The sequence below is a fragment of the Acinetobacter kanungonis genome (assembly GCF_009939195.1).
Taxonomy (GTDB): Bacteria; Pseudomonadota; Gammaproteobacteria; order Pseudomonadales; family Moraxellaceae; genus Acinetobacter; species Acinetobacter kanungonis.
The window spans coordinates 921,573-939,390 of record NZ_JAACKC010000001.1; the positions used below are offsets into that span (position 1 = coordinate 921,573).

The 17,818-nt window shown below is 41.7% G+C and carries 24 protein-coding genes and 1 pseudogene; 17 read left to right on the top strand and 8 right to left on the bottom strand.

What is annotated here, in order from left to right; genetic code table 11:
• Positions 1-58: 58 nt before the first annotated feature.
• Positions 59-1,690, top strand: a complete 1,632-nt coding sequence (locus tag GWK51_RS04115) for a phospholipase D family protein (RefSeq protein WP_161932807.1) — start codon at positions 59-61, stop codon at positions 1,688-1,690.
• A gap of 19 nt (positions 1,691-1,709) precedes the next feature.
• Here GWK51_RS04115 and GWK51_RS04120 read toward each other — a convergent pair whose 3' ends face one another.
• On the bottom strand, positions 1,710-2,543 hold the full coding sequence (locus GWK51_RS04120; protein ID WP_161932747.1) for a lysophospholipid acyltransferase family protein: 834 nt from the start codon (positions 2,541-2,543) through the stop codon (positions 1,710-1,712).
• A gap of 185 nt (positions 2,544-2,728) precedes the next feature.
• Between GWK51_RS04120 and GWK51_RS16730 the strand changes: the two genes are divergently transcribed.
• From GWK51_RS16730 to GWK51_RS04150, 7 genes are all read left to right on the top strand, one after another.
• Positions 2,729-2,863, top strand: a complete 135-nt coding sequence (locus tag GWK51_RS16730) for a hypothetical protein (RefSeq protein WP_265734883.1) — start codon at positions 2,729-2,731, stop codon at positions 2,861-2,863.
• A gap of 69 nt (positions 2,864-2,932) precedes the next feature.
• Positions 2,933-4,264, top strand: coding sequence for a ribosome rescue GTPase HflX (hflX, locus tag GWK51_RS04125; RefSeq protein WP_161932748.1), 1,332 nt, complete (start codon positions 2,933-2,935; stop codon positions 4,262-4,264).
• 48 nt (positions 4,265-4,312) lie between these two features.
• Positions 4,313-4,684 carry a hypothetical protein gene (locus tag GWK51_RS04130; RefSeq protein WP_161932749.1) on the top strand — a complete coding sequence of 124 codons (372 nt, stop codon included), beginning with the start codon at positions 4,313-4,315 and terminating at the stop codon, positions 4,682-4,684.
• An 11-nt stretch (positions 4,685-4,695) separates the two neighbouring features.
• Positions 4,696-5,370 carry an LrgB family protein gene (locus GWK51_RS04135; RefSeq protein WP_161932750.1) on the top strand — a complete coding sequence of 225 codons (675 nt, stop codon included), beginning with the start codon at positions 4,696-4,698 and terminating at the stop codon, positions 5,368-5,370.
• A 90-nt stretch (positions 5,371-5,460) separates the two neighbouring features.
• A complete protein-coding gene (locus GWK51_RS04140) occupies positions 5,461-5,907 on the top strand; it encodes a DUF2147 domain-containing protein (protein ID WP_100242130.1) in 447 nt (148 codons plus the stop codon).
• 189 nt (positions 5,908-6,096) lie between these two features.
• On the top strand, positions 6,097-6,549 hold the full coding sequence (locus GWK51_RS04145; protein ID WP_161932751.1) for a DUF2147 domain-containing protein: 453 nt from the start codon (positions 6,097-6,099) through the stop codon (positions 6,547-6,549).
• Between the two features lie 213 nt (positions 6,550-6,762).
• A complete protein-coding gene (locus tag GWK51_RS04150; RefSeq protein WP_161932808.1) occupies positions 6,763-7,206 on the top strand; it encodes a DUF2147 domain-containing protein in 444 nt (147 codons plus the stop codon).
• 33 nt (positions 7,207-7,239) lie between these two features.
• Here GWK51_RS04150 and GWK51_RS04155 read toward each other — a convergent pair whose 3' ends face one another.
• Genes GWK51_RS04155 through pdxA form a run of 3 tightly spaced genes read right to left on the bottom strand, consistent with a single transcriptional unit; the run spans position 7,240 to position 9,893 of the window.
• On the bottom strand, positions 7,240-8,079 hold the full coding sequence (locus tag GWK51_RS04155; protein ID WP_161932752.1) for a symmetrical bis(5'-nucleosyl)-tetraphosphatase: 840 nt from the start codon (positions 8,077-8,079) through the stop codon (positions 7,240-7,242).
• Between the two features lie 2 nt (positions 8,080-8,081).
• The gene (gene rsmA, locus GWK51_RS04160) at positions 8,082-8,891 is read right to left on the bottom strand and encodes a 16S rRNA (adenine(1518)-N(6)/adenine(1519)-N(6))-dimethyltransferase RsmA (protein WP_100242126.1); all 810 of its coding nucleotides are present in this window, start codon (positions 8,889-8,891) and stop codon (positions 8,082-8,084) included.
• A gap of 33 nt (positions 8,892-8,924) precedes the next feature.
• Positions 8,925-9,893 carry a 4-hydroxythreonine-4-phosphate dehydrogenase PdxA gene (gene pdxA / locus GWK51_RS04165; RefSeq protein WP_161932753.1) on the bottom strand — a complete coding sequence of 323 codons (969 nt, stop codon included), beginning with the start codon at positions 9,891-9,893 and terminating at the stop codon, positions 8,925-8,927.
• A gap of 527 nt (positions 9,894-10,420) precedes the next feature.
• On the opposite strand from pdxA, the gene rplM reads away from it, so the two are divergent.
• From rplM to GWK51_RS04210, 9 genes are all read left to right on the top strand, one after another.
• A complete protein-coding gene (gene rplM / locus GWK51_RS04170) occupies positions 10,421-10,849 on the top strand; it encodes a 50S ribosomal protein L13 (protein ID WP_004695096.1) in 429 nt (142 codons plus the stop codon).
• Between the two features lie 12 nt (positions 10,850-10,861).
• Complete coding sequence (gene rpsI, locus GWK51_RS04175; protein ID WP_068974925.1) at positions 10,862-11,248, top strand: 30S ribosomal protein S9; 387 nt, start codon at positions 10,862-10,864, stop codon at positions 11,246-11,248.
• A gap of 193 nt (positions 11,249-11,441) precedes the next feature.
• Complete coding sequence (locus GWK51_RS04180) at positions 11,442-12,092, top strand: glutathione S-transferase N-terminal domain-containing protein (RefSeq protein ID WP_161932754.1); 651 nt, start codon at positions 11,442-11,444, stop codon at positions 12,090-12,092.
• Between the two features lie 14 nt (positions 12,093-12,106).
• Positions 12,107-12,535: a ClpXP protease specificity-enhancing factor gene (locus GWK51_RS04185; protein ID WP_142769457.1), complete on the top strand. Its 429-nt coding sequence runs from the start codon at positions 12,107-12,109 to the stop codon at positions 12,533-12,535.
• A 17-nt stretch (positions 12,536-12,552) separates the two neighbouring features.
• A complete protein-coding gene (locus tag GWK51_RS04190) occupies positions 12,553-13,206 on the top strand; it encodes a hypothetical protein (protein WP_161932755.1) in 654 nt (217 codons plus the stop codon).
• Between the two features lie 396 nt (positions 13,207-13,602).
• Positions 13,603-13,962 (top strand): roadblock/LC7 domain-containing protein, encoded by a 360-nt coding sequence (locus GWK51_RS04195; protein WP_100242120.1) that lies wholly within the window; start codon positions 13,603-13,605, stop codon positions 13,960-13,962.
• Between the two features lie 90 nt (positions 13,963-14,052).
• A complete protein-coding gene (locus tag GWK51_RS04200) occupies positions 14,053-15,018 on the top strand; it encodes a hypothetical protein (protein WP_161932756.1) in 966 nt (321 codons plus the stop codon).
• 9 nt (positions 15,019-15,027) lie between these two features.
• Positions 15,028-15,585, top strand: coding sequence for a GTP-binding protein (locus GWK51_RS04205; RefSeq protein ID WP_142769460.1), 558 nt, complete (start codon positions 15,028-15,030; stop codon positions 15,583-15,585).
• Positions 15,586-15,594: 9 nt separating this feature from the next.
• Entirely contained in the window at positions 15,595-16,002 is a 408-nt protein-coding gene (locus GWK51_RS04210; RefSeq protein ID WP_100242117.1) for a roadblock/LC7 domain-containing protein, read from the top strand.
• A 221-nt stretch (positions 16,003-16,223) separates the two neighbouring features.
• Here GWK51_RS04210 and GWK51_RS16805 read toward each other — a convergent pair.
• The 4 genes and pseudogenes from GWK51_RS16805 to GWK51_RS16510 all read right to left on the bottom strand — a co-directional run.
• Positions 16,224-16,487, bottom strand: a pseudogene (locus GWK51_RS16805) (DUF1214 domain-containing protein); the annotation flags it as partial.
• Between the two features lie 12 nt (positions 16,488-16,499).
• Positions 16,500-17,411 carry a DUF1254 domain-containing protein gene (locus tag GWK51_RS04215; protein ID WP_407925957.1) on the bottom strand — a complete coding sequence of 304 codons (912 nt, stop codon included), beginning with the start codon at positions 17,409-17,411 and terminating at the stop codon, positions 16,500-16,502.
• Positions 17,412-17,444: 33 nt separating this feature from the next.
• On the bottom strand, positions 17,445-17,618 hold the full coding sequence (locus GWK51_RS16585; protein ID WP_235941047.1) for a hypothetical protein: 174 nt from the start codon (positions 17,616-17,618) through the stop codon (positions 17,445-17,447).
• Positions 17,619-17,624: 6 nt separating this feature from the next.
• On the bottom strand, positions 17,625-17,818 hold a 194-nt coding region (locus tag GWK51_RS16510), incomplete at its 5' end, for a hypothetical protein (RefSeq protein WP_216071675.1).

Below are 17,818 nucleotides of genomic sequence, written 5' to 3' on the forward strand. Positions count from 1 at the left end.
TTTCATAGCTGACTATTATACTCAAACCAAATCTAGCGATTATAGTGCAATGAGTATAATGGGCCCGAGCAATCACGTTGTGCAACGTCAGTTAACTGTAATGAATAAGAAGACCTCATCTAAAGCTGCCATTTTGCTGTGTAGCAGTTTACTCTTAGGCTTGCCTGCATGCTCGACTCTTCCCCAATATACGCCACAACCCGTCGTCAATTCATTTGATATTGACACTTCTCATACATCTTTAGCCAAAATTATTGAACCCTTACGGGATCAAAATCCAGACTTAACTGGCTTTCATGTATTGAATGATCCTCTAGAGGCACTGGCAGCCCGTATTCACCTGATTGAACGTGCCGAAAAAACTCTGGATTTACAATACTATATCTGGGATAACGACAAAATTGGCGCGATTGCCTTACATGCGATTATTCAAGCTGCCGATCGCGGTGTGAAAGTCCGCATGCTGATTGATGACAATAACGCCAGCAAGATGGAAGGAGTGTATTTGGCGCTGGCACAGCACCGTAATATTGATGTCAAACTGTATAACCCTTACGGTTTCCGCGATTTTCGTGCCATGGACATTCTGCTGGACTTAAAACGCGTCAATCGTCGTATGCACAATAAAAGCTTTATTGCGGACAATCAGATTGCCCTGATTGGCGGACGCAATATGAGTAACCAATACTATAACGTCAGTGATCATTATCAGTTTTCTGATGTCGATGTGATGTTGGTCGGTACCGCTGCAGACCAGATTTCATCATCGTTCAATGAATACTGGAACGACACTTACGCCTACCCCGTGAACCAAATTGTTGATCCGAAAAAATACACCTTGCGCTACGATGGCTTAAAGCAGCAGGTCAATGAACACTATGCCGATGTTGCGGTGCAAAATTACCTCGATTTGGCCAATCGCTCTCAGGCATTTGAAGAGTGGCTCAATCACAGCATTCAATTTGACTGGGTCAAAGCTGAGGTGGTTAAGGACTCTCCAAACAAGACCCGAGATCAAGCCAAGCCAGAAGATTATCTCAATCATCAATTAATCTCACGCCTAGAAACGCCAAATGACAGCCTAGATATTGTTTCGGCCTATTTTGTGCCTGAAAAGAAAGGTGCAGATGTCCTTGAAAAAATCTCGCAAAAAGGCGTACAAGTTCGTGTCCTGACCAACTCTTTCATTGCCAACGACGTGGCGTTGGTGCATGCCTTCTATGGTAAATATCGTCAAGATCTCTTAGAAAATGGCGTACAAGTCTATGAATTTCTTGCCGCACCCGAACAGGAAAACTGGTATCGCAATACAGAAGAATTGTCACAAAAAGCCAAAATCAGTTTAAGAGGTCTGAGTCATTCCAGCTTGCATGCCAAAATGATGGCAATTGATGAAAACCAAGTCTTTATTGGCTCGTTTAACTTTGATCCGCGCTCTGCTTATCTGAACACTGAAATTGGGGTGATTTTAAATAGCCCGCCATTGGCAAAAGCCGTGCATGAAACCATGGACAAAAATCTGTCCAAATACGCGTATAAACTGGTTTTAGATGCCAACAATAAAATTAACTGGCAGCTCACTCATCCAAATGGTGAGGTCAAAACCTTCACCAAAGAACCAAAAATGAAATGGTGGCACAAAGCAGGCGTCAAATTTATTTCATGGTTACCTGTAGAAGGCTTTATGTGATCTCAGCTAAATGTAGCGCTTAAACCAAAGCGCTGCTGGAAGAAGGTTGAACCGTATGCAGCACGCGCTGGTGCAACTGAGCCAAACCTGCATTCATTTCACGCTGTACCAAAGCTGTCAAACTGTCGACCGTATGCCCTTCGGTATGAAGGGTTGGTAACGTCAGCAAATGCGCGGTCACTTTCGGCATTTCCAGTACATTTTTAATATGATCAATAAAGGTCACATCGCCAATAAACGGCGCAATCATGTCCAGCTCACCCTGCTGATTCACATAACAAATGACACAGATTTGCACTGGGCGCTGTGCTTCTATCGCAGCTCCTAAAATACGCCCATGTACTTTTTTAATACGTGTACCATCCGATGTGGTCGCTTCAGGAAAAAACAGCACTGGAATGTCTTGTTTCAGAAATGCGGTAATTTGTTCGCGAATCTTAATCGAATCTCCCGAACCCCGTTTAATAAATAACGTTCCGCCCGCTTTTGCCAATTTGCCAAAGACTGGCCATTTTTCAATTTCAGCTTTTGCCAAAAAGAACACCCGCGCACCCGAGCCCAATACTGCAATATCTAGCCAAGAAATGTGGTTACTCACCCACAAAGCAGGTTCACGCGGAATCGTGCCATGCACTTCGACATCAATATTGAAAACCTTGCACAACTGACGACAAAAATACTGTACATAACGGGTGTTGTTGGCATTGTTCGGATCTTTATACAGACCGTGGCGGGCAACTAGATAAAAGCCCTCTGAAACCACACCAAAACCCGCACTGAGCTTACGGCCATACAAAAACAGCTTAGAAATTGGATTCAAGGAAGACGTTTGAGCAGCTGCATTTTCTTTCATAAATTTATTACTAACCAGCGAAACGATGAATGTCTGTTGATGAACTTTGCTCCATTCTATACTGTTCAATCTGCATGTGCATTGATTATAAAAACCGAATATCAGCATTACAAAATCCAATTTTAATTCATCTCACAACACGCTTATGATGATCTTGTAAGCATCAAAATTGATAGGTGAACCAGATGCATACTCATACCCCATCACGAAAATCCAAACCTCATCACTGGTTGCACATGCTGCAATTAATCGTTGGCTTTAGCATCTTATATTTCGCGGTCATCATCCTGTTTGCCAAATTGTTCGCAGCCACACTATAAATCGACTAATCTCAAGCATCTCTGCCCTTTTTCCACTAGAATAGAATTTTAAAGTGGAGAAATGGCTGAGTGGCAAATTTACAACGACATCAAGGTGGTGAACGCATTATTCTGGTCAGCGTTTCTGTACAAATGCTGGAAAATCTTGATGCCGAAGAATTCAATTTGCTGGCTCAATCTGCGGGTGCTGAAATTTTGGCCCATCTGCAAGCGCAACGTGTGAAGCCAGATGCCAAACTATTTATTGGTTCGGGTAAGGCAGATGAAATTGCGGAGCTGGTGGCTGAGCATGACGCCGAACTGGTGATTTTCGATCATGCCCTGACACCTGCACAAGCCCGTAATCTGGAACAAATTTTAAAGTGTCGTGTCGTGGATCGAAACGAACTGATTCTGGACATTTTTGCCCAGCGTGCGCGTACCTTTGAAGGTAAGCTTCAGGTCGAATTGGCGCAACTCCAACATTTATCCTCGCGTTTAATTCGTAGCCGCGGTACCTTAGACAGCCAAAAAGGCGGGATCGGCTTACGTGGTCCAGGTGAAACCCTACTTGAAACCGACCGTCGCTTACTCAAAATCCGCATGGGGCAACTCAAAGCCAAATTGGATAAAGTGCGACAAACCCGTCTCCAAGGACGTGTAGCCCGTCAAAAAGCAGCGGTTCCCACAGTATCCTTGGTCGGTTATACCAATGCTGGAAAGTCCACGCTGTTTAATGTCCTTGCCAATAGCGATGTCTATGCGGCCAACCAACTGTTTGCGACCTTAGACCCGACCTTACGCCGCCTGACTTGGGAAGGTATTGGTACTGTAGTATTAGCCGATACTGTAGGTTTTGTTCGCAATCTTTCTCATTCTTTAGTCGAATCCTTTAAAGCCACTTTAGAAGAAACACTGGAAGCTACCCTGCTCTTGCATGTGATTGATGCAAGCAGCCCAGAAATGCTGGAACAGATTGAAGCGGTCGAGAAAGTCCTAAAAGAAATCGGGGCAGATGTACCCGTACTTCGAGTCTATAACAAAATTGACCAAAGTGGTGAAGAAGCCAAAATCATGTATAGCCAGCCGAATTGTCCAGAACGTGTTTACGTCTCTGCCCATACAGGGCAAGGCATTGCGCTGTTACAACAAGCGGTACATGAATGTCTGATGGGACAAATTCAAACTTTTGAATTAACCCTGTTACCAGCCTACGGTAAATTACGCACTCAACTGTACGCACTGAATGTCATTCAATCCGAACATTATGATGAGGAAGGTCATTTACATCTCACTGTGAAAATTGCACCAGCCAAATTAGAACAACTGATTCGACAAGCACATTTACCACTTGATCAAATTCTGGGGGAGAAAGCACGCATGTTCGAGAGAACCCTTGAGGAGTTTGAAATAAAACCTTAAATCGGTTAAAACGTGATTAGTAAAATTTATTAATGTAATGACTAAATCATGGATTGGATAAAAAGTACGGATTGGCCAGCATGGGTCGGCACACTGGGTTTAATTGTCGGATTCCGAGAGTGTGCTGTATGGATCATGACCCAGTTCAATCATCCTGAACTGGGTAACCTGATGGGCTTAATCAGTTTACTGATCCTGCTGTTAATCTGGCGTAAGTTTCGCAAAGTCCCTGCCCGTTTGGTCGATACCAACAATAAAATCATGAAAGAAAGTGCCTTTGCTTTTTTACCGATTAGTGCAGGCTCTTTACTAATGCTGGTCCATATGGGCAGTGAGATTCCTTTATTTTTGCTGGTTCTGGTGGTGAGTACGCTCATTCCGCTCTGGATTTACGCCAAAATGGCAAAGCACTGGCTATAAGGAATCATCTCATGTTCTCTGTTCTCTCTGGATTTATCATTACGCTGGTTGCCTATCTCTGTGCCAAGCCGATTAATAAAAAAATCCCGCAAGTGCCTGTCATCGTGATTGGCATGTTTTTCGTGATTGGCTTGCTGTTCTTATTCGGCATCCCTTATGAGTCTTATATGGCTCAAACCAACAACATTTTTAGTCATTTATTGGGTTATGTCACGGTTGCGCTGGCCATTCCTTTGGCTGCCATGCGCTACGATGATTTACCACCCAAGGCAATTGTCAGTATTTTGGTGTTTGCCAGTATCAGTGCTGTCGCCCTACCGATGGGTTTGGCCTATCTGTTACACATGGCAGATTCAACCATCATGGCGTTTGCCACCCGTGCCGTCACCACACCAATCGCGATTAATATTGCAACTTTATTGCACGCACCAGTCACGCTAGTCATTCTGATTGTGATTTTATCTGGGGTGATTGGCGCTGCTTTTTCCCCGCTGATTTTACGTCACATCAATGATGAACGTGCCTCCGGACTAGCGCTAGGGCTTGCTGCACATGCAATTGGCACGGCGCAAGCTTGGCAACGTGGAAGTGTGGCAGGACGATATGCTGCATTTGGTATGGCCGTAAATGCTGTTTTTACCGCAATTTGGCTGCCAACTTTCATACTTTACCTGCAAAATATGTGACCAACAAAACATTCCAAAGGTTGTTTTGTGCAGCAAACATGCCTAAGATAGTTTTGGTTTAGTCAATAAGTCAGTAAAAAGGAATTTATGATGGGGAAAGCTAAATTAGTTGGCGCACTTGTTTTTTCTGCTTTGAGTAGCATGGCTTTTGCAGAAGATATTTCGGGGACATGGAAAAATATTGATGATAAAACAGGCTCATCCAAAGCTGTTTTAGAGATTCGTCAGGAAACCAATGGCACCTATACCGCCAAAGTGGTGAAGGTCACTCCTCGCCCAGGCTATACACCCAAAGACACCTGTATCGACTGCCCTGCACCATATACCAACAAGCCCATTTTAGGCATGGATGTATTGAAAGGCTTAAAGCATGAAGAAGGCTTAAATTATACAGGGGGTAAAATTATTGACCCGCTTTCAGGTAAAATTTACAGTACCAAAGCCAAGATGAGTGCCAACGGTAAGCGTTTAACTTTACGCGGATATGTCGGTGTTTCTGCGCTAGGACGCAGCCAGACATGGATTCGCCAAGAATAAGAAATTCAATCCATTTAAACCGCCGCAGAGGCGGTTTTTTTATGGTGAAACTCATCATCTTCAAATTCCAAGCAAACTGACTCTGTAGTTTACCAAATCTTAACATTTTCATTGAGATACACGATAAAGTGAGTGTACATATCCCAGCGATATAACAATGTAGAAGGTTTTTACATCAACAGGGAATACATGAAAAAAATCATCTCTTTAAGCTTCTTCACAGGTTTAGTCATCGCCAGTACGGCTGCACTAGCACAAGATATCTCAGGCACCTGGCAGCAAATTGACGATAAAACAGGTTCACCCAAGGCAGTCATTGAGATTCGTAAAGAATCTAACAACACCTTCACGGGTAAAATTGTCAAAATCACACCACGCCCAGGTTATACCCCACGCGAACGTTGTAATAATTGTCCCGCTCCCTACACCAATCAACCGATTTTAGGCATGGAGATTTTAAAGGGACTGAAACAGGTGGAAGGCACTTCCAGCTATGAAAAAGGGCGCGTGATCGACCCGCTTTCTGGCAAATTCTATGATGCCAAAATGAAATTAAATGCCTCAGGCAAACGTCTGTCGTTAAGAGCCTATATGGGGGTTTCTGCACTAGGACGTAATCAGACTTGGTTAAGAATCGACTAAGTAGTCTGGCTGATACGGCATTGGGCTAATCGAGTCCAATCCGTATGCAAAAAACTCTACAACATACTAAAAATAAAAGTAAAACCCAATAAACTCAACAGTTTCCAATTGAGCAGTTTTCTCATTGCCGCCCTTCTAAAACTTACCTAACATATTTTTTATAAGGATATAACAACGTCAATGATTTCTAATGGATAGAAAAAAATGAGAAAAATGCTCTCTTGCATGTTTATTTTCGGTTTAATGCTGACTGCAAGCCCTGTATTCGCCAAAGACATTACAGGTATTTGGCAGCATATTGATGACAAATCAGGAAATCCCCAAGCCACTATCGAAATTAAGAAAGAGGCCAATAATACCTATTCAGGGACAGTCATTAATCTGATCAAGCGCCCAGGCTATACGCCGCCACCGAATTGCGTCAACTGCCCAGCACCCTACACCAATCAACCGATTCTGGGCATGACAGTATTAAAAGGTTTAAAGAATATCGATGGAACGTCGAGTTATCATGGGGGACGCGTTATCGATCCGCTGAATGGTCAAATTTATGATGCCAAGATGAAACTCAATCCATCGGGCAAACGTTTATCGCTGCGTGCTTATATGGGCGCATCGATATTGGGACGTAACCAGACTTGGGTGAGAATCCAGTAAAATAAAAAAAGCCACGTCAACGTGGCTTTTTTTTCAGTGCATCATGGGATTGTCCACTGCAAACACTTGCTGATCTTCCAAACGATAAGCGATCAATTGATTGCCCCAGACACATCCACCATCGACATTTTGAATATGCGGATGAATAGTTTTGCCTTGTAATGCTGCCCAATGTCCAAAAATCACTTGATGGCTTTGTGCTGCCTTCGACTCAAACTCAAACCATGGCTGAAAACCTTCTGGCATCGGGTCACTTAATGAATCTTTAAAGCTAAATTCCAGACGCCCTTCAGCGTTGGTTAAACGCATACGGGTTAAATAATTGGTGATGCAGCGTAAGCGATCATGTCCAGTTAAATCTTCAGACCAAATATCAGGTTGCGTGCCATACATGTCTTGTAAAAAGGCATCCATCACCGCAAAGTCATCATGACCAATCACCGCTTCCACTTCTTTCGCCAAAGCAGCGGTTTGCTCTGCAGACCAGATACATGGAATCCCCGCATGGGTCAAAATGGTCTGTTCATTGGGAAATAAACACAGCGGCTGTTTGCGTAACCAATCAATCAGATCATCACTATCAATCGCATCAATCACATCACGGGTATGGTCTTTCGCTTTCAGCTGCTTTAAACCACGTGCACAGGCCAAAAGCGTCAAATCATGATTGCCCAATACCGTTGCAGCAGAGCCACGTTCCACCAGTTTCTTCACAAAACGTAATGCGCCAATCGAGTTTTCACCACGCGCCACCAAGTCGCCCGCAAACCAGATAAAGTCTTGGTCAGGATCAAATTGAATCGATTTCAGGAGTGCTTTCAAAGCTTCAAAACAGCCCTGAACATCCCCAATGACATAATTGTAGCGCGCCATGTTTACACCATTTGATCTGCTAAAGCCACGAACTGCGCCAAGCTTAAAGTTTCAGGACGTGCCATCGGATCAACACCCGCTTGTTCAAAACCATCTTCACGTAACATACCTTTTAAGCTATTGCGCAAAGTTTTGCGACGCTGGGTAAATACGTGTGCCACTAAACGTGCCAAAGCTTTTTCATCTTTCGCCACAATAGGTTTAGTCGCATACGGCTCTAAGCGGAACACCGCAGAAGTCACTTTCGGTGGTGGATTGAATGATCCTGGTGGCACTTCAAATAAAAAAGTCGGTTTACAGTAATACTGAATCATTACCGATAAACGCCCATATTCCTTGGTATTTGGTGATGCGGTAATACGGTCTACCACTTCTTTTTGCAGCATGAAGTGCATATCTTTGATTTTTTCGCCAAATTCCAAGAGATGGAACAACAATGGCGTAGAAATGTTATAGGGCAAGTTACCTACAACACGTAATGGACGACCTTCTTCAAATAAGTTGGTAAAGTCGTATTTCAACGCATCGGTTTCCACAATGGTTAAACGCTCTGGATGCGGCACACGCCCTGGCAAACCCGCAGCTAAGTCACGGTCCAACTCAACCACGGTCAAAGCATCACATTCACCAATTAAAGGTGAAGTCAATGCCGCTAAACCTGGTCCAATTTCGACAATATTATCGCCCGTACGTGGGTTGACCGAACGTACAATTTTCGCAATGACACGTTGATCATGCAAAAAGTTTTGACCAAACCGTTTACGAGCCTGATGCCCTTCTTCTTTCGGGTTAAGCGCATTAATTTGATACATAAAACATTTCCAACGTGAGATTGATAAAGTAAATCAGTGTCGAGCCAAATCTAAAGCCAGATCCACAGCAACATTCAGGCTTGAACTTTTTGCCTGTCCTGTGCCTGCAAGGGAGAGTGCTGTGCCATGATCTACAGAAGTACGAATAAAGGGTAAGCCCAAAGTAATATTGATGGCTTCACCAAAGCCTTGTGATTTTAACACAGGTAAGCCTTGATCGTGATACATCGCCAAAACTGCATCGGCATCTTTCAAGTTTTCAGGGGTAAATAAGGTATCGGCAGGCAAGCTTAAACTCAGATCCATCCCTTGAGCACGGTAGCTTTCCAGTACAGGGTTAATCACCTCAATTTCTTCCATGCCCAAATAACCGCCCTCACCTGCATGTGGATTAAGCCCACAGACCAGCACTTTAGGCTGGCTAATCTTGAATTTGGTTGTTAAATCATGCAGGAGAATATCAATCACTTGATGTAAACGTTCTGCCGTAATCGCATCTGCGACTGCTCTCAAAGGTAGATGTGTCGTTGCCAAAGCCACACGCAAGGTTTTGGTCGCCAGCATCATCACCACCCGCGCGACACCCGCAAACTCTTGGTAATATTCGGTATGCCCACTAAACGCAATACCAGCATCATTAATCACGGACTTTTGTACGGGTGCAGTCGCGACACCGACACTTTGACCCGACATCGCATAATCCGCGGAACGTCTAAGTTGTTCGAGTACATAGCCAGAGTTATTCGGATTCAACTCACCTTCGATCACAGACTCACACAAAAGCACATGTTCAACATAAAGTTGTCCAACTGCGGAGGATTGCTGTTGTCCTGTATAGGCAATCAGTTCCACCTCGAGTTTGAGCATGGCTGCACGTTGTTGCAGTAAATTTAGATCCGCCAAGACAACAATTGGACGTTCATCCACACGGTTTGCCAGACTTAAACAGATATCAGGACCAATGCCAGCAGGTTCACCACTGGTGACATAGAGCGGAAGCATGACTCACCTAAACCACTTTATTTTGAATAAGCCTATTTTACTGAATTTATGACTGGAATACCGTTGCTTCTTCTATTTATTCAGGTAAATCGTGTTGTTAATTGCATGGCTTTAGCGCGTAACTCCCCCTATTCGACTAGATTGAACCCTATTCAGCTTTTACTCAGAAACTCTATATATGATGAAATAGAGGCCTTAAAGCCTCCTGTGCTGAGCTAAAAATGATGATCGTCATGTACAGGGTAGTAGCATTATCAATCAAATTTCAGCAAAAAGTAAAAGCTATGCGATTGTTTTTATTATTTTTTAAATTACTGAATTTGTTTCAACTTAAGCAACAAGCTAAAAGTAAGGAAATAATCAAATTGCTTAAAAAACACTGGTCAAAAAGCAACACTGCCCTTATAATACAGCGCTTGAAATTCATATTTTCATTTGTGATTCTTAACGACTTCGTTTAGAATCGCGTCTCCTTTTGTTTGGACAGATTCCATAGTCCAAACCAACTATAATAGGTAGTGGTTTAAATGAAAACTCTCAGCGCTAAGCCTGCTGAAGTTCAACACGACTGGTACGTTGTTGATGCTTCTGGCAAAACTTTAGGTCGCCTTGCGACTGAAATCGCTCGTCGTTTACGCGGTAAGCACAAGACTTCTTATACTCCTCACGTTGACACTGGCGACTACATCGTTGTTATCAATGCTGAAGAAATTCAAGTGACTGGTAAAAAAGCACTTGATAAAAAATACTATCGCCACACTGGCTTCCCTGGTGGTATCCGTGAGACTAACTTTGAAAAGTTAATCGCTCACAAACCAGAAGCAGTTTTAGAAAAAGCTGTTAAAGGTATGTTACCAAAAGGTCCTCTTGGTTATGCAATGATCAAGAAAATGAAAGTGTATGCAGGTACTGAGCATCCACACGCTGCTCAACAGCCACAAGTTTTGGACATCTAAGGGATACAGCACATGGCTACTAATTATGGTACAGGTCGCCGTAAGACCGCAACTGCACGTGTTTTCCTATCTGCTGGTACTGGCAAACTCGTAATCAACAACCGTACTCTTGAGCAATATTTCGGTCGTGAAACTGCTCGTATGGTTGTTCGTCAACCTTTAGAGCTTCTTGAAGCTACTGAAAAATATGACCTTTACATCACTGTTGCTGGTGGTGGTATCGGTGGTCAAGCTGGCGCAATCCGTCACGGTATTACTCGTGCATTGATCGCTGCTGACGAAACTTTAAAACCTGCTCTTCGTCAAGCTGGTTTCGTTACTCGTGATGCTCGTGAAGTTGAACGTAAGAAACTTGGTTTACGTAAAGCTCGTAAACGTCCTCAATTCTCTAAACGTTAATTCGTTTACCGAATCGGACAAAAAGCCTTGGTTTATCCAAGGCTTTTTTATTGCTGTCATCTTTATAATCGAATACAGCTACATAGTTTCCATCGCCTGCTCTACTACAAAAATGTTATCATCACCACTAAGCCAAATAACTTGTGCTGATCACCGATTCATTTTCTAATTATTCACTCGGCTTTGTGGGATTATGTCTGTCGAAAATACGCCACTCCAAGGAATTACCCTCTATAGTCATGCAGATGACTTCCGTTCCCATTGGATTCGTTACGTCCTTGCCGAAAAACAAATCAAATTTAATCTGATTTTGCTCGATTATGAGGATGAAGACTTAGCAAGCTTGAATCCCTATCATCAACTGCCCATGCTGATTGAAAATGATCTGAAATTATTCAATACCAACATTATTTCTGAATATTTGGATGATCGTTATCGCCAAAATAAACTCTATGCCGATGCACCTGCTCCACGGGCAGAACAACGTCAATATATCTGGCGCTTTGAACAAGACTGGCTCCAATTAGCCGACATTATGCTACGTCACCCAGATACCCTGAATAAGAGCGAACAGCATAAAGCACAAAAGAAACTCAGAGATACACTGATCTCTTTAACCCCGCTCTTCCAGCACTATCCGTATTTTATGTCGGATAACTTTACAATTTTAGATTGTATGTTGGCGCCAATTTTTTTACGGTTAGACTCTATGGGTATCGAACTACCCCACAAGTTGTGCCGCCCAATCTTGTTGTATTGCCAACGCATCTTCCAGCGCCCTGCATTTATCAAATCCCTGACCTTGCAGGAAAAAAATCGCTACAGCAAATTTTTATCGATATAACCGAGTAATGGATAATGTCTGAACAGGAAATCAATTTAAGCCCTACACGTCCTTATTTAGCACGTGCCATTTATGAATGGATTTGTGATAACAACTTGACCCCTTATTTATTGGTCGATGCGACTCAACCGAATACGCGCGTGCCTGAACAATTCATTCAAGATGGTCAAATTGTATTGAATATTGTGCCGCATGCAGTCCATCAACTGCATATGAGTAACGATGCAATTACCTTCTCTGCACGCTTTGGTGGTGTATCTCGCGATATTTATGTGCCACTATATGCAGTATTAGGCATCTATGCTCGTGAAAATGGGCAAGGCTTATTTTTTGATCCGAATGAATATGAAAATATTCAAGTCCAGCAAGATGATTTAAAATCAGAACCTGAACAAAACGAAGAACAACCCAAGAAAAAGCCAAGCTTGAGGTTATTAGATTAGAACAAGAGGAAGTAATAATGGCTTTTGACTTAGTACAATATTTTGCAGAGCAAATTCACCTTCAAAAGCCTGAGCTTCTGAATCAGTATGATCCAAGTGAGCGCAAATCTCACCTGCTTGAAATCAATACACTGAGTCTCGGTAAGCTGATCACATTGTGGCGTACCGATGAAAATAAACTCTATCAAGAAATTCAGTCGCAAGATCAACTCTATGTGGTCGATATTGCCCGACACCTCACCACGTCCGACCAAAATCACTCCAAACTGAGCAAGCCTGAGTTTGAGTATACCATGACCGAAGTGTTGTCTCTTCAGTTGGCAGAACTCAAACAATTGGATGATACCGGCAACTACGGCATTAAAGGCTTACGTGAACTGATCACAGGTCAAGTTGAACATTTGTCAGGACAAGCTGAGGACTGGATCTGGTCAACAAATGAACTAACAGAACTCAAAGGCTCTAAACCGATCCCTGAAGAAGAGATATCATTAGAGGAGACTATGAAGGAGTTTAATCAAATGGTTCATCAAAATGCAGTAGAACACCACGAACAAGTGGCTGAAGTTGAAAAAACTGCAGTGCCGACTTGGGCAAAAGTTTTAGAGCCAGTGGTGGCTTTGGCAATTCTATGGGTTCTTTATTCTGCAGCGACCCAAATGTTTGCTTAATCCCCGATACATGAAGATGATTCACTCGCAATCATCTTCATTTCTACCTGAAATCTATCAAAAAATAAGAATTTGCGCTCAAATATTCATCAATTATTCTAATTTACACACAGTTTCTTTTTGATTATACGATAAAATTTACACAATGTTACATTTTCATTTCTGTCAGAATCTGACCATCAGATTTATATGCTTATTCATATTTCCAACTTCAATATGAGAATAAAATCACATTAAAGTTGAGTCAGATCCTCAGATTTGTATCCAAATCGTCACCTCTTCTTAGCAGCAAAAATAATTTAGATTGATAAAATTTTGCAGCCATTCATATAATCAAATTGACTTGATACCAAGTTAAAAACAATCAAAATTTTAAAAAAACATAAGAGAATCAATATGGCTAGAGTATCATTAGAGGCATTATCGAATATCGATGGTTTCCATGCAGCAGCATTAGTTGATGGAGAAAGCGGTTTAGCACTGGCAACACAAGGTGGAGGAGATATTGACCTAGAGTTGGCTGCAGCAGGAAATACAGAGGTTGTGCGTTCAAAGCGTCGTGTGGCAAATGCCCTGAACTTGAATGACAGCATTGAAGACATATTGATCACTTTGGGTAAGCAGTACCATCTAATCCGTCCACTGGAAGGAAATGAAAAACTGTTCTTGTATCTTGTTCTTGAACGCTCAAAAGCGAATCTCGCTATGGCGCGCCATGAACTGAAAAGCTATGAAAAAGGGTTAGATTTTGCATGATTGACCCTCTCCCCTTGACTGGTTGATCTAGACAAGGGGGGAAACTGGCCTGATTTATGATTTTTAACTTGTAAGACGTGTAGAGATAGTATGACTGAGCAATATCTTAATATTGCGATAACTGGCTTAAGTATTCATCATTCAGAAGAACTTAAAACCCAGCTACGTAATCTCATTCCACAACAGTATGAAATTAAATGGAGCACAGCAGCTGATCCGACCATTGACTGCTTATTTATCCATGAAAATTTTTACGACACCGACGGCATTCAAAAAATTATCCAAAGCCGAAATTTTCCTTGGCTCAAAATCACTAAAAATACAGACCATGAAAATTTAATCAAGGAAAATACTTTATCTCTACCTATCGTTAATCATCAAAGCTTCTCTGACTGGATATTACAGCATTTGCTGAATACCAATATGACGGAGCATCATGAACAATTCTTTGAGGCGAACCCAAAGAAAACACCCTATAAACTCGAATATTTCAGCAAGATGCTCGATAAAGAGCGTCATTCCAAACTTCATTTGTTTGATACCCTCGGTACCATTGCCATTATTGATGTCCAAAAAAACATTGCATGGTTAAACACCGAAAGAGAACAGGCTTTTACCGATTCAGGTTTTGGCTATGACATCGCCAGTACCAGTAGCTTTATGAAAGTATCACGTAAACAAGCGCATATTCTCAGTGACTGGCTCTGGCAATTTTTTTGGGATTCCCCTTTATTCTTAAAAGAAATGGCACCTGAAGATGGACATTTCAAAATTCATATGTGGCCAAAACCTCCACTCGATGCTGATCGGAAAATCATTTTCCAACTCTCAAGCTGCTTTATTCAAGGAGGGAAAGTTTCAAAAATTGCATCACAACTCAACATTCCATTAGAAACTGTACAGCGATTTATTGCTGCCAATATTGCGACCAATAATATTTCCAAAATCAATATTTGGGACAAGCACTTTAATCCACCAGAAGCTCCAGCAGCGACCGAAGATTCAGGTTTTATTAAAAGTTTCTTTGGAAAATTAAGAAAAAAATTGGGGATATAGGAAAATATTATGATTTTACAACGGTTTAAGATTGTATTTGCAGGGGGTATGGGGGCTGGTAAAACTGAAGCGATTAAATCATTATCAGAAATTCCAGTACTACATACAGAAGCGTTTAACACCGACTCAGAACGGCATAGCAAAATGCAGACGACAGTTGGGATTGATTATGGCGAAATCACTTTAGAAGATAATGTCACCATTGGACTCTACGGCACACCCGGTCAAAGTCGCTTTGATTTCATCTGGTCAGCAATTACCAAAGGGGCAATTGGTGCGGTCATCCTGATCGACCATCATTCCGATCATCCTATTCAAGAACTAGAAAGTTACTTGGAGACCTTTCAGAACTTTACCGACAACATTGCCATTGGCATTACGCATACAGATATGATCTCGGAGTCGGCAAAATCTACAGGTATCTACAAAGACTGGTTGTTACAGAATGAGTTATTTGCCCCGCTGTTCTTTATTGATGCACGTAAAAAAGAGGATGTTTTACTGCTATTGGAAGCACTGATTACTTCAATTGAAGTGAACTCCAATATTGCCAATTCACCATCATAGAGGTTTGATATGTTTACTTTAGAGCAAAGCCGTACTGCACCCAAAGAGTTAATTCAATTTGCCAAAGAGGAAATGCAAGACCTGCTCATGAATGTTCGTGGTGTAAATTACGTCATGCTCTGTAGCACAGATGGTTTTGAATTAGGGCACGTGCATAAGAAGGATAGCTATAACAGCACTAAACTAGCAGCAGTCAGCAGTTCAATCTTGGCAATGGTTGCAGCATTTATGAATGAAATTCACTTAGAAGGCTGTCAGTCTATCACTTTAGATGCAGAGAATGGTAAAGCTATCCTCACCTCAATTCCTTCAAGCAAACACCCATTGATTATTGTGACCTTAACAGAGAAGGATGTTTTACTTGGTCAGTTGCTCTACTCGCTCAAGACAGCCAGTAGCCGCATTTCGAATTTCTAATATATATTCAAGAGCGTCATCTCGGACTAATTCTGAGATTCTAGTTGTTTATTTCAAAGCTTATGAAGATCAATTGGATTTTTAAACGTTAAACCCGCAACTACAATCATTTAAATTTTCAGGATCTAACCTGTTTAAAATAAAAAAATTTCCTTCCATTTAAAAGCCGCCCTTCAAAAAAGAGCGGCTTTAATCTTTGCAATGAAAATAAAACCACCAAGTTACTGCACAAGCTCAAAATCAGATAACTTAAATGTTTTATTATTCATTGCATCCGTTGGGCCATAAAAACGAATTGCTGGTAAAGGTTGTTTACCTTTGGTTGGAATCCAATTTGATTCCAAGCCATTCGGTGCTTGCGGTCCAACATACAATGTCACAGAACCATCAGAATTTTTCTTTAGTTTATCTAAATCGTAAGATGAAATTGTAGTGCGTTCGGACGGTGTATAAATAAAACTATTCGTTGCACGGTTATATACCGTTAACGCCCAGAATTACTTCACTGGCATTTCTTTCGGAATGTTTAATTTATAGGTTTTTCCTGCTAAGAGCGGCTTTCCTGATTTATCTGCCATTGCCATCATATATTGTGTCGATGGCGTATTACTGAGCTTTTTCGGCATATAGGTACACCAGAAATATTCTGCTGCTCGTGCTACATAGTCAATCTTATTGTCATATTCCCACGAAAAGGTCTTATTCTTATCCGTCATCAGCAATGAAATATAATGACGATCTGGCCAATACAGCTCTGATTTTGGATAATTATCCAACCAGTTCTGCAAGGCATACCAAACATCAATCGCAGCTTGACGCATTGCTTTACGCATCGTTTCATCTGGATTAAATGGCTGACCTTTTTCTATCCCAATTCGCGATAGCATCCCCATCATGACCTTATCTTGGGCACGAACTGGCTCTACACTAAAAATTTTGTAGATATCATCAAATGCATGTTCATCATAAAAAGGCAGGCTTGGAAAAACCTGCTCATCGGGTGCAATAAATTTCTGCTTCGGCGGATTAGTCGCATCTTCCAAATAATAAACGCGCAATTTATGTGCATAATCTACTGCATCTGCCTGAGTTTTATTTGCCATAACCAATGATCTTAAAGCAAATCCAATCCTATAATTTGGAGACGCAACGTGAATATAACCTTTAGGAATCTGACCCGTATATCCTGGAGGAGTAAATAAATATTTACCTCCTTTCCTATCATCCATACCACCTGGGCCAATATTGGCAATTGTCAGTTGCCATGCATCTACCACCTCTCCATATAACTGCCTCGCTTCACTCGCTGGTGGAGCCTCAACAACCAGTGGTCCTTTTTGCAAATCACTATAGGCAGTAATATAAGGTGTCGAACTATTGGCAGTAATCGCCTCTAAGCGAGGTGTCACAGTATGGTTCCAGACCAGAATCGTGGTGTCATCTCACTTAATTGCATCATGTGCTGCACCACGCAAACGATAGATTGCAACTGCCGGTATATTCCACAATAAGCTCTGATAGGCAGCCTGATATTTTGCTTGATAATTAAAATCTGTAACTGATGGCATCGTGCGTTTCGGTAGCTGACCTCCAACAGGTTCACCTTTTGTTTTCATAAATATCTATTTATTTGAATATTTATAATTAAATCCCCCTATATTATAAAAATAATTAGAACATTCATTGTGATTAAACTTTTTACTGCTTATATCTTTAAGCCTTAACTTCTTTATAACTCTATTTTTTGATTTTGAATAAAAAATACATGATCTTAAAATCATCAACCATCCTGATTTATCAGTCGCATAACTTCTGC